Origin of the sequence: Fontisphaera persica (assembly GCF_024832785.1) — a bacterium.
Taxonomy (GTDB): domain Bacteria; phylum Verrucomicrobiota; class Verrucomicrobiia; order Limisphaerales; family Fontisphaeraceae; genus Fontisphaera; species Fontisphaera persica.
In genome coordinates, this window is sequence record NZ_CP116615.1 from 1,584,243 (window position 1) to 1,597,553 (window position 13,311).

General features: G+C 58.2%; 4 protein-coding genes. 3 read left to right on the plus strand and 1 reads right to left on the minus strand.

Going from position 1 to position 13,311, the window contains the following annotated elements:
• Positions 1–20: 20 nt before the first annotated feature.
• A complete protein-coding gene (locus tag NXS98_RS05555; RefSeq protein WP_283847482.1) occupies positions 21–6,911 on the minus strand; it encodes a lamin tail domain-containing protein in 6,891 nt (2,296 codons plus the stop codon).
• A gap of 343 nt (positions 6,912–7,254) precedes the next feature.
• Here NXS98_RS05555 and NXS98_RS05560 point away from each other — a divergent pair, with 343 nt between their 5' ends.
• From NXS98_RS05560 to NXS98_RS05570, 3 genes are all read left to right on the plus strand, one after another.
• Complete coding sequence (locus NXS98_RS05560) at positions 7,255–8,631, plus strand: hypothetical protein (protein WP_283847483.1); 1,377 nt, start codon at positions 7,255–7,257, stop codon at positions 8,629–8,631.
• 116 nt (positions 8,632–8,747) lie between these two features.
• The gene (locus NXS98_RS05565; protein ID WP_283847484.1) at positions 8,748–12,227 is read left to right on the plus strand and encodes a fused MFS/spermidine synthase; all 3,480 of its coding nucleotides are present in this window, start codon (positions 8,748–8,750) and stop codon (positions 12,225–12,227) included.
• A gap of 162 nt (positions 12,228–12,389) precedes the next feature.
• Positions 12,390–13,295, plus strand: coding sequence for a formylglycine-generating enzyme family protein (locus NXS98_RS05570; protein WP_283847485.1), 906 nt, complete (start codon positions 12,390–12,392; stop codon positions 13,293–13,295).
• Positions 13,296–13,311: the final 16 nt, after the last annotated feature.

Here is a 13,311-nt window from a genome sequence, read left to right on the forward strand (position 1 = left end):
CCCCAAGCTTTCAAATGGGATTACCAGGAGGGCGTTTGCTGGAGGCGGTAGAAGCGCTGCCGGTTGGTCACAGCCTCATGGTACTGAATCCAACCGTTGGTGGGTGCCAGGACCTGTAACAGCCGCCATTGCGGTTCTCCAAGGTCATCCTTGTATTCGAGACGATAGTCCAGCCCATCCAAGGCTTGCAGGCGCATTTGCAGGCGGCCTTGCTCGAGGGTGGTTGCACCCGGCACAAACTGCGGAGGGGCGCCCACCCGCACGATGAAGTAATTGGAAGTGGTCAACGGCGGTGTTCCTCCATCCGTTACATACACCCAGATATGATTGGTGCCGGGAGATTGCGGCGTCCAGGTGAACTGACCCGCAGGAGTCAGAATTGCGCCAGGAGGCGCATCCAAACCAAGGGAATATATCAGGTTGCTGGCCGCTGTCTCCGCATCCGTGGCCGACACAGTAAAAGACAACGTTTGCCCCACCAGTAAACGGCGGTGCAACAACACTCCCAGCACTGGCGGGGTGTTTTGCGCCACCAGTCCGGGGGCGTTGGCAGCACGCGGTGTCGGCTGCGTCAATTGGCCCACTACCGGCCCGCCATTGGGATGGCGGCCTTCGCTCACATCCGGCAATTGCGCGCCGAAGGTAACCTGGTCAATCAAAACGCCATGGGGTGTATATAAGTAAATGCTGTCTCCCCGGCGATTTAGGGCAAAATTAACATGCAAATCAGGACGCTCTGGACGGTTTTGATCAGTCTCAGCATCCGCCCACACCAACAAAAAGCCTCCCGGCGGAATGATGTACCCCCTTGGAATTTGGGAACCAGTGGGCAAACCGATGCTATCGGTGAGAATATATCCTTCCAAATCCACCGGTTCAGTGCCGGCATTATACAATTCAAACCAATCTTCATTATTCAAGTCAGCCGGATCACGGAGAGCATTGATGTTGTCCGCCATCCATTCGTTGATGAATACCGGGACGGGCGCAAGCGCCGGGTTGTTCGTCGTCCCCGGCGTCGGATAATGAAACACCCGCCGGTACACCGGCTGGCCGTCCGGATAATTCCCATAACTCTGCCCCGCCCTCAATCCCCGGTAGTTCAGATAATCCAACACCGCCAGCCCGCCCCCCATCGGCATCACCAGCGCCACCGACCCCGTCCCCACACCCAACCGGAAATCCGCCTGCCAATTCGTCCCCCCGCCAGCCTCGCCTCCACAGCTCACCACCCGATACTCCCCAGCCCCCAACACCGTCCCCGCCGGAAACGCCCACTGCCCCAGGTTCGTGTACTGGTTGGCCAAATACCACCCCGTCAAATCCACCCCCTGGCTCCCCCCATTGTACAACTCCACCCACCCCACCCCCTCCGCCCCCACCGCCACCTCGTTCAACCACACCTCCGGCAACCCCGGCAACCCCACACCCCCCTCCGCCCCCACCCCCGGCGACCGCGCATACACCGGCGCGTGCACCACCACGTTCGAGTTCACAAACGCCGTCACATACACCTGCAAACTCGTCACCGTCGCACTCGGCAAATACCAGTAGCTCACCGTGTACACCGTCGCCGTCTTCAACACCAGCGGCTGCGACAACGACTGCCCCACCGTCTGCGCCCGCCCCGTCGCCACCAGCCGCAAACTGTACTGCCCGCTCCGACTCACCCCCCCCTCCCGCACCGTCGGCTGCACCATCGTCCCCTTCACCCACGTCCCCTCCAGCGGTGCCTCAAAATCCCCGTTCACCACGTAGTTCGTCCCCCCGCCCACCACCGCCCCCTCCTCCACGCGCAAATCATCCAGCAATACCTCCCCCGCATTCGAAAACCGAAAATACAAGTTGGTCAAATTAAAGGTCAGCACGTTGCTCACCGTAAACGACTTGAATTGCCAGGTCATCCCATCCAACCAATTGATGACCCGATCATGGCGCTGGGAAAAATCCTTAATCTGAAGCGAGGCTCCCAGACCATTGGCACTGGCTGGCCAGGGCGCGTCCGGCTCGTACCGCACACGATCCACCACCTCTTCCCCGCCGGGGCCGGGTTTCAACAGCGTCAGCGTTTCGCCGTCAGCCTGAAGATTACCTGCATACTCATCAAAAACAGTTACTGCAGTGCCATAGGCCGCTTCGAAGGCGGCCCGGTTTTTCACCAAAACCAGGTAACTGCGCGGCCCCAAAAAACTGCCGGAAGGAAAACGATAATCCAAGCCATTGATGCGCCAGCCAGAAAGGTCAAAAGTGTAATGGGCTGAGGCATTGTAAAGCTCCACGTACTCTGCTGCCGGATAGGCAGGGTTATACATGATTTCAGAGAAACCCACAGTGCCCACCGCAGGCGGGATGGAGTTGGTGTAAACAACGGTAACGACGCGGGTGAAATTCGACAATAACTGCCCCCGCACGTCAAAGACCATGAGCGGGAGCACATTGGTGGCTTCGGACAAAGGCACACGAATCGTCCAAGAGGAAAGGTTTGCCCAGGTGATGGGGTAGGATTGGCCGTTGACGGTCATGGTGGTGGCCTCCACCGGAGCGGTGCCGGTCAGGGTGATGAAATTGGTACCGGTGACAAAATTGGTGCTGCTGGTGATGGCAAACCCCGCATTTCCCCCACTGTTGGCAATTTCGGTGTTGGCAGTGCTGATGCGAGTGGCCAGATAGGAAGGTATGGCGGAGTAATTCTGCTCCGGCACGAAGCTGTTATAGTGCGTAATCCACCGGTCCATGTAGGCATTGTTGTAGGTGGTTTGGATGATGTCTTTCACGTGCGCATAGAATCGCCGCTTGTTGGCAGGTATTTCGTTGATTAATCGGCTGAAATTGCGGTCGCCCACCAACGCAGAATTGGCGGCCCGGGAAAAACTGAAATCCATGTCTATGGGGAAGGCCAGGAATTTATTGTCGGTCGGCCGGCGGTACAACATGACGTTGTGGTCATTGCCGAAGGTGTAAGTATCGCCCACACCGCACAGTGTGACCAAGGCCCACACACGCATCCATTGGTCCACATCCATCACCCGCCGGCTTTGTTGGTCCAAACCTAACGTCGCCAGGCTGAAAATCTTGGCAAAGTTCACCAGCGGGCCGTAGTCATCCTCATCCCGGTGGTTTTTCTTGATGAAATTGTAGCGGTACAATTCCAGGTCGTCCCCCAGGTTTTGGAAGTCCACTGCAATCACACTGTCCGGGCTGGGCAGTTTATAGCCGGCGGCGTTGGTGGTCGTGGGGTAATAAATCAGTTCAAACTCATATAAATCGCCCTCCCCCCCATTTTCAAAGGCCGTCTCAATGAATTCATCCTCCAGCCGTGGCGATAGTATGGCTGAGCTGGTGTGCCGGCTGAAGGGGGCAATCACTTTGCATAAATCGGAATAAACCCCCGGTATGTTGCCCGCATGATGCAGCATGTGTTTGATGACAATTTCCAACTGTTTGTTTTCGGTGGTGGCACCCTGGCCGGAGCGGTCTATCAACATCACCGGATGAACTCCCCGGAACGGCTGGTCGGCAGGAAAGGTCAGATGAAAGCTCACCCGCACATCACTGGGGCGCCCCCGTTCGCTGCCCTTCAGCCTTATGCCACAATCGTAATAGGGGCGATATTCATCGTAAATAATGGTGCCGGGCAGCCGGTCATTGCTCATGACGTTGGTGGCGGCGTGCATCAATTCCCGATTGGCAGGAGTCATGATGATGCGCAGGTTATGGCCGCGCGCAAACTCGGCCAGTCCATCCTCCACCATGAACAGCGCTCCGGAGTCAGGCCCGGCCGCCGGCCAATCCGCAGCCGCCCCCAGCGCATCGGTGGCCCGGACGTAAAACTGCACAATGTCCCCGGCACTGCCTCCGGGGATGACGCCTGAAAAACGCTCGCCAGTGCGATTCATCACCCCTGAGTTCCACGCCCCGCCATTGACAGACCAGAACAAGCGGCATTCCGCCACGCCCTGCGGGTCTTGAGCGGTGACTTGCACGGTGACCGGCACCCCCACGCCAGGCACCACGGGCTGGTGTTGCAAACCGGTGAGGGTCGGGCCCAAGTTGGCCATCCGCCGGCTGTTGGGCGCTCCCGGTGTGCCCGTGGACACGGGCCGCGGCAGGACGGAAGTGCGTGCCACGCGGTTGAAATAAAGCCGGGTGTTGAGCAAGTTATTGCCCGCCAGCCAGCGTGCGCGGAAACTGATTTGGTATTCGCGGCCATTAACGATGGTGCGCCCCCCTGTCAACGTGGTTTCCACGTGATTATGCATGTGTTCCTGTGCCCCGGTGGCCACCAAGTGAAGGACACGATTGGCCGGATTGTCCGGGTCCACAATGACACGGCTGCGGCCATGATTGCCCAGGACCCGCCAGCCAGTAAGGCCGTTTTCGAAGTTGCCGTTGGCAATGATTTCTGCCGGCGTGGTACTAGGGTTTTCAATGACAGAAATGTCATCCACCAAGCACTCGCCTGCATCCAGTAAACCCAACACAAAATCCTGCCAGGTGGCAGGTTGGGTGCTACCCGGGAAATTGGCCACCATGCGATAGGAATAGCTTTGCCATTGGCCGCGCCGGGTTTCGTCGCTGGCCGCCCAGGCTGAAGGATGGGTATTATCAGCCCATGGGTCTCGCAACTCGAGACTGGAGCCGCCGCCATCGGCGTATTCCGGCCAGGGAGCGCTGTCGTAATAACGCACTTCATCGGCTGGATTGCCCCAAGAATCGCGCAAGATAATGCGCTCGCCGCGCCGTGAAAGGCGTCCCACCAAATCGCCAACGATTGGGATGCCGGGATGCGCCATCCTAAGGGTGGCCGCGTCATTGGCCACCACCAGATAAGCCCCCGGCGCCAAGGTGACACCGGCAGGGAACAAATAACGGACGCCACCGTCCAAGCCCCAACCGCTTAAATCCACCGTATTGGAACTGCGGTTGTACAATTCAATCCACTGGGCATTCGATTCACTCGGGGGCGCATTGCTGCTGAAAATCAACGGGGGGTGATACATGATTTCATTGATGACCACCTCCGTGGCCAAGTTCACCTGGTTTGAACTGCCCGGCGTCAAAACCGCCGGTATCCCCCACGCAGAAGTGCCATCGGGAAAACGCGCGCGGGGATTCTTGCGTATAACCACCGTGTCATACACCCGCTGCGCCCCCGGCGACCACAAGGTGATATTCACGTTTTCATAATTACGGTAGCCGTTGGTCAAAGGCAGCCAGCCAAGCTGTTCGCCAGTCAGCACATAAAAACCTCCCGGCGGCAGAGGCGGGGCATTGGAAATGACATAGGCCGGCCAATCGTCGGCCTGACTGCCCAGTTCACAGCCTTCCAGCGCCATGGCGTTAGTGCCGTAATTGAAAATCTCCAAGGTCAAGATTTCGTTGGTGGCCCCACTCACTTCATTGATGACCAGCGTCACCGGCGGCAATGTAAATGGCTCGGCACTAACTTCCAGACCAAAGACCGCATCCCCTTCCCCGCCAGCGGCCTGATGCAGTTCCACGGTCAACCAATTCGTGCCCATAACGAGATTGGTGGGATAGACCACCCAGGGGCCTGACCAATCCGGTTGCATGACATTGGTCAACGCCAGGGTCTGCGGTGAAATGTCACCCTGAGGCATGTTCAGCCGCAAAATTTCCGCTCCATTCAAGTAAAAGACAGCCCCGTCATCCAACATGGGCCGCAACAGCAAACGCGTGGCTTCCGGCGCACTGGTAATAAACACCGGGCGGCGAAAATAATAAGCAGAGCGTCCTGCGGCCAAAGGTGTATTGGTCAAGGTCTGCGGCGCTGTGCCACTGAGAAGCGCCCGAAAACCGCTCGGGTCCGTACCAGCATTGCTGCAGCGAAACTCCAAGGTATTGGTGCCCGGCACAAAGCCGTTGGTGATGAAGAATGGACCTATCCACGCATTAAAGCCGGCCGCGGTAATCGGTTGTACCACGCCATTTAACAGCACCTGGTTAAGGTTGTTATCCACCGCCACCAACATTTGCAGGACGGCATTTTGATACTCATAGCCCGTCAGAGAAAAAGTGGTGACGTAATAATAATTGCCCTGGGCCACATTCACCGAGCCATTGGCCACCGGCCCAATCCACGAGGATGTGCTGTCGTTGGCCAGCCAATTGGGATGGTTAAGGGTTACGGTCGCCTGGGTGGGAGCACCGCCTTGAGCAGAAACAGTCAAGCGATAATGTGGATCGGCCGCGCCTGACACCAGCACCCGGCCCTGATCATCCAGCCCGGTACTAAAAAGCGTAGGGATGGAGCGAATCTGGGTGATGCGGTTGGTGCCGTGGTAAAGCAACGGACGCCCCAACGCCCAGGTACGGTCATCAAATGCGGGATTGCGCCAATCGGCAGGTGGAGGAGTGGCACTGTCATAATACCTCCACGAGTCATCCTGTCCCACCACCCGGATAGGTTGAGCCCGGCCCACTCCCGGAAAATTGGCCTGGCCCGGAGTTCCCCCAGGGGAGGTGCTAAATCGCCAATTCTCCGGGTCATTCCCCACCAGCTCCAAATCCACTTTGGACCATGTAAAAGACCGAGGGCGCGAATGTTTGGGCCACCAGCCAATCAATTCTGGCTCAAATACATCCATAACCCGCCCGTTTTTATTGCGCAGCGTAAGACGGTTGGCCAGGACGCTTTCCACCACCACGACATTGGTCACGCCCATGTTTCGCAACTGCTGGGAAACATTGGTATTGGCCGCCACCACCAAATAATTCCGTCCGCGAATGATTGTCCCAGCGGGCAGGGTGTTCAAATCCATGGTCCATCCCGAAATGTCCATGTCCACCGCAAGCTGGTTGTACAGTTCCACCCATTCGTATTGTCCAGGAGAGGCCGTAGAACTGGCCAGTTCATTGAAAACCACCGTGGCATCCGCATGGACAGACATGGCCAAGCTGCCAGCCAAAAGAAGAGCGAGCACTTCGCGCATAGGTGTTGCTTGTTACAGCAAGGTTACACTCTGGCAGGTTAAGTTACAAGTGCCAGTTGTCTGGTGCACTCCTTTACACCCATCTTTCCCAAATTCATGACTGGTGCGCCCTTGTACTCTGGCGAAAAGCGGGCTGGGATTGAAAGAGGACTCTTCATTGAAATGGAGCATTGGCCATGGCTTGGGCCAATCATGGAAGGTTTTGAAGAAAAACCCTGCACGGCGGCGGGCGGCTGTGCTACCTTGCCCTAGCCCATGTCGGAAACGGCATGTGGAGTAATGGGTTGCGAAATTGGACAGTATGATGCGTTTATTCGGTCATCAGGCAGTGCGGCGCTCTTATGTTTGGCTGCTCGTCATGCTCGTGGCCTGGCCAGCACTGCCGGCCCGGCCGGCAACAGAAGAAGATGTCGTTTGGCTGCGGTCAGGGGAACGCCTGCGCGGACACATCACCGGCATGGCGGAGGCGGGCTGGTTTCGCTGGCGGCATCCGTTCATTGAGGAAGAGCTGCTAGTGGCCTTGACCAATGTGCTCAAGATTCGCTTCGCCCTGCGCGAGTCCCCCACCAATGCCCTTCCGAACGCCTGCCAGGTGCGGCTGGTCAATGGCGACACCATCAGCGGCAGCATGTTGGACTTTGATGGAGCGCACTTGACGCTGGAAAGCCCCGCCTGCGGAAAGCTGCAAATTCCACGCGAAGTCATGGAGGGATTGCAACCCATGGAATTGAATCCACTGGTGGTGTTTCAGGGGCCCGCCGGCATGGAAGGATGGACCCTGGGACAGGCGGTGGCCGGCGTGGAAAGTGATGCCTGGGTCTATGGCAATGGCGCGTTAATCGCGCATAAACCCGGCTCCATCGCCCGCGATGTCAAATTGCCGGATATTGCGGAAATTTCATTCCAATTGGAATGGGAAGGCACGCCCACTTTGGCCGTGGCCTTGTACACCGACCGGTTGCAACCCATCCAATTGATCAAGAAAGACGATGAACCAGAATTTGGCGGTTTTTACAGCCTGCAAATTACCTTGGGCGGTTTTCTCATGGCCACGCTGGTGCCGGTTAAACAAAAGGTGCCGCTCAACCCCCAGGGGCTGGGCATTGCCATTTATCAAAATCGCACCCTCGATTCGCGCGCCCACCTGATGATCCGTGCCAACAAAAAAGACCGCACCGTTCTGCTGTATTACAACGGCGAGTTGATCCGCCATTGGCAGGATCCGGCAGACACCCTGGGCAACGGCACGGCCATGCGTTTCGTCAACCAGGGTCAGGGTACTCTCCGGATCAGTCAGTTGGAGATCCGCCGCTGGGATGGTCGCCAAACTCTGCAAACCAATGTCACCACGCAGGGCACCAATGATTTGGTGGTCCTATTGAACCAGGACCGCGTCTCCGGCGTGCTGGGCGTTCTCCGCCAAAATGAATGGGAAATCCGCACGCCCATCGGCCCCGTCCAAATTCCCCTTTCCCGCATCGAACAACTGCATTTCTCGCAGCTTCGGCGGCAATCCCCGCCAAAAACCGCTTCGCCAGCGCGCCTGATGCTGGCCAATAAAGACCGCCTCAGCATTCAGTTGGAACAATGGAGTGAGGGACATTTGAACGCAGCCCACCCGCTGCTGGGGCGACTGGCAATCAAAACCAGCGCCCTGCGCGAAATGGTGTTTGATTAACCTCCGGGCCGCTGCTCGAAACCGTTGGGAAAAGCCACGGTAGTACACCCGTTCCCGGCAAACCGTTCCAAGCGAAGCGTGGACATTTGCCGCTACCCTCGCTATGTTTCATGCCCATGGACACATCCAAGCAACCGCTCACTGAAGACCGGACGCCCATGGCCTGGCTGTTGTTATGCTTCACCTGTTCAGGGATGAGCGCCCTCATTTATGAGGTGGCCTGGGTGCGCTCATTGGAGCTGGTCTTTGGCGCCACGACTTTTGCCGTCGCCACGGTGTTGGCGGCGTTCATGGGGGGCCTGGCCTTCGGCAGCTATGTCATGGGCCGGCTGGCGCAGCGGCTGAGCCGATATCATCCACTCCGACTTTATGCCGCCCTGGAAATTGGCATCGGCCTGCTAGCCTTGATTATTCCCCTGCTCTTCAGCGGCCTGGCGCCGTTGTATCAGGCAATTTGGAAAAAATACCATGCCAGTTTTGCCCTGTTCAGCACCCTGCGGTTTCTGTTGTGTGTGGCCATATTATTAGTTCCCACCTCGTTCATGGGGGCCACCCTGCCGCTGATGAGCCAGTTCGTCAACCGCACCAGCAGCCAAGGTTTCCTGGGCCGCCGGCGCATCGGGTTGCTCTACACGGTAAACACGGTGGGCGCTGTGCTGGGCTGTCTGGCCGCCGGTTTCCTGTTGTTTCCTCTGTTGGGTCTGCAAAAAACGCAATACACCGCCATTTTGTTGAGCACGACCGCCGCCATCGGGGCATGGCTGCTCTCCCGCCGAACCCCATGGGTGCCCGCCCCACGCCAGGAAACCGCTGCCACTGAACCAGAAGCCTCCGTTGAATCCGCCGCCCTCCGAGCCTCTCCTCGGCTGCCCACCCCCCGCTGGGTGGCTGGGCTGCTGGTGCTGATTTACGCGATATCAGGTTTTTCCGCCATGATGTACGAGGTGGCCTGGAGCCGCCTTCTGGTGCAAGTGCTGGGTTCCTCCACCTACGCCTACACCGTCATGCTGGCTACGTTTTTATTTGGCCTGGCGGCGGGCGCGTGGATGGCCACACGCTGGTTCTTGCGCAGCGAAGAGCCGCTGTGGGCGGCCGGCTTGTGCCAGTTGGTGGTCGGGGTGGCCACTTATTTGGGCTTATTTGTCATCGAAGAACTGCCTTTTATTTACACCCGCCTGCATGAATGGTGGCAACCAAAGCTGCCGGGCACCATGGCCCTCCTGTTCTTGTTGAGTTTTGGGTTGATGATTATACCTACGCTGGGGCTGGGCGCCATGTTTCCGGTGACCATCCATGGTCTGCAACCGCAAGGCGGCCAAACCGCTCGTATTGTGGGATGGGCTTACTCCCTAAACACTGTGGGGGCCATTGCCGGCTCCATCGCAGCCGGCTTTTGGCTGGTGCCGTGGGCTGGCACACAAACCACCTTGTTAATTGGGGTCTCTTTGAATGGGATTATGGCGGTGCTCGCTTTTGCCGCCGCCCGCGCCGGACGCTTCCTGAAATACCGTATGGTATTTGCCGGCCTGACGGGATTGTTCATTCTGAACAGCCTCCTGCAAACGCCCTCGTGGGACCCCTCCATGCTGGCCAGCGGTGTCTTTCGTTATGTGCGCAAGTACTACGGTTTATCGCGGCCGGAATTTCGCGAAAGAGTCCATCGCATTCACGGGGAAATTGAGTACATCAAGGAGGGTTTGACCTGCAATGTCATAGTCTTCCGCACCGCCGTTTCCATGTCGTTGCTGGTCAATGGCAAACCCGATGCCTCCACCCCGCCGGACCTGCCCCATCCCGAATGGGCCCGCCTACCTCAATCGGTAGGGGACTTACCCACCCAAATCATGCTCGGCCAGGTGCCCCTTTTAACGGCCCCGAAACAGGACCGTGTCATGGTGATCGGTTTGGGCAGTGGCGTCACCCTTGGCTCCGTGTTGATGCACAATGTCAAAGAAGTGGAGTGCGTGGAATTGGAGGATGCCGTGGTGGAAGCCAGCCAATTTTTCAATCGCTACAACGGCCGCCCCCTGGAAGACCCGCGGGTCAAGCTGGTGGTCAATGATGCCCGCAACCATCTCCTGGTCACTGACTTGAAGTACGATGTGATTATTTCCGAGCCTTCCAACCCGTGGATACCCGGGGCCGCCGCTTTGTTCACCCGCGAATTCTTCGAGCTGGCCCGCTCCAAGCTCAGCGCGGACGGGGTGTTTTGCCAATGGATTCAATTGTACGAACTGCAGCCGGTGGATTTGCAGGTGATTTTGCGCAGTCTCAAAACAGTCTTCCCGCACCTGCACATGTTCCGGGTCGAGAGCGATGCCATCCTCCTGGCCACGCAAAAACCGCTGCGCTTTGACGCGGCCACCCTGCTCAACCGCGTAAATTTGAAAATCCGTCAGGATTTCGCCCAAATTGGCATGGCCGGCGCCGAGGACATGCTGGCGCATTATTGGATTGGGGAGGATGAACTCGACCGGGCCATACCGGCAGGAGTCATGAATACCGATGATAATATGTACATTGAGTTTCGCGCCCCCCTGCGCATGTTGATGCCGGAATCTCAAAGAGAGCAGCATCTGACCTCTTACTTCGACGCCTTTTCCTCGGCGGCCAACTTGCAGGTGGATTTGCAACGGCTGCCCCCCGCGGAACGTCCCTTGTTCTGGCGGCGCATGGCCGAATATGCGCTGGCGCGAAAACGGCCGCGAGATGCCCGCCTTTACGCAGAGCAGGCCTTCAAGGAAGGCGCAGGCCCGGCAGCCCTGGTCATTCAAGGGCAGGCCATGGCCTCCTTGCAGCCCCAAGCTGCCGAGCGCTGGTGGCAGGAAACCACTGATAAACATCCCCAATCAGCGGACATTTGGCGGGCCTATACCCAGTACCTGCTCAGCCGCACCAATCTGGACGCTGCCCTGAAAGCGGCGCGGCATTTGCAAACCCTGGCTCCAGACCAGCCCGAGACACGCTACCTGGCGGGCAAGGCACTTGCATTGTCCGGCCAATGGGCCGAGGCTTTTATGGCTTTCGGCCCTTTGTTGACCTATCCACTGACTTATACCAATCACGCGGACCTGCCCGGCCTGCTGGGTTTGACCCTGGCCCACAATGGGCGCGATGCGCAGGCGGTGGATTTCCTCAAGGATGCCCTGCGCCAGGACTACTGGAATCTGGAGCTGCGCAAGGCCTGCTCGGAGGCGCTTACCCGCTTGGGACGCTCCAACGAGGCTCTTCTGGCCTGGCAGCGGTTGGGCCAATTGCGCACCAGCCGCGCCCTCAACCAACACCAAGAGGCCCGCAAGGCCATTGAACAAAAAAAGTGGGTACAGGCCGCCTTCCTGCTGGAGGAAGCTTACGGACTGGACCCGTGGGAAGAGGACATTGTCTTCGACCTGGCCCGGGTGAATTTCCAACTCCAGCGCCACAAGGAAAACGTGGCCCTGCTGGAGCGGCATCTAATGTGGGACAAAGACAAGGCCTGGGCAGTGGGGCTGCTCGGCCAGACCTTCGAGGCCTTGGGCGATGCAGTGAATGCGCGGGATATGCTCAAGCGTTACCGGGCCTTGACCGGACGCCCCTGGCCGGGGATTGGTCTGTAATACCTGCCGAATTTCGGCGGTAAAATAGGTGAAGCTCCTCAAAGGATGCGTTACCTTGCAACCATGCGGCTTCTACCGTGCATAATGGCCTGCCTTGTGTGCCTGCCGTTTTTCTTCAGGGCTCAAACCCCACCGCCTGCGCCCGGTCTGGAGGGTCCGCAAATGTTGGCCAGCCTTACCATTACCGGCCGCGTGGGCGCTCTGTATCAAGTGCTGTTCACCACCAACCTGCAAGCCCCCGCCTCCTGGCAGGTCCTCACCAACGTGACTCTCCCCGCCAGCCCGTTCGTGGTGGTGGATTGGGATTCAGCCAGCTCGCCTAAACGCTTTTACCAAGCCGTTTATAATCCGGACCCGGCCCGATTAGCCTATGTGCAAACAGGAACCTTCCTGATGGGCAGCCATGCCTCAGAACCTGACCGGGAAGCCGACGAAGGCCCTCAAATGCAAGTCACATTCACCCGCTCCTTTTTCGTGGGAAAATCGGAGGTCACCCAGGCCGAATACCTGGCCGTGATGTCGAACAATCCCAGCTTCTTTTTGGGAAATCTCCAAAGGCCGGTGGAGCAAGTGACCTGGGCTGAAGCCGCCCAGTATTGTGCCCTGCTGACGGAGCGGGAACGGCAGGCCGGACGTATTGACCACCAATGGGTGTATCGCCTCCCCACCGAAGCGGAATGGGAATACGCCTGCCGGGCCGGAGCAACAACGCGATATAGTTTCGGAGACGATTTAACTGAAATCCGCCTCGGTAATTACGGCTGGTTCGAGGCCAATGCAAGTAACACCACCCACCCGGCGGCGGTAAAAATTCCCAATCCTTGGGGGCTTTTTGACATGCACGGCAATGTTTGGGAATGGTGTGCGGATTGGTACGCTTCGGCATATCCTGGCGGTAGCCGTGTCAACCCCACCGGCCCGGCCAGCGGGGTCAACAAGGTCTTGCGTGGAGGGGCCTACAACTCATCCCGGCTGTTATGCCGCAGCGCAAATCGTCATTATGCCCTGCCGACGGAACGATTGCCCAACATTGGCTTCCGGGTGGTGCTGGCGCCCGTGTCACCTTGAATCAGGCAGCCCCGCC

Excerpts from the sequence above, each read along its gene's own strand:
- NXS98_RS05555 (WP_283847482.1), bottom strand. The coding sequence starts at position 6,911 with ATGTCTGTCCATGCGGATGCCACGGTGGTTTTCAATGAACTGGCCAGT.
- NXS98_RS05565 (WP_283847484.1), top strand. The coding sequence starts at position 8,748 with ATGGACACATCCAAGCAACCGCTCACTGAAGACCGGACGCCCATGGCC.
- NXS98_RS05560 (WP_283847483.1), top strand. The coding sequence starts at position 7,255 with ATGATGCGTTTATTCGGTCATCAGGCAGTGCGGCGCTCTTATGTTTGG.
- NXS98_RS05570 (WP_283847485.1), top strand. The coding sequence starts at position 12,390 with ATGTTGGCCAGCCTTACCATTACCGGCCGCGTGGGCGCTCTGTATCAA.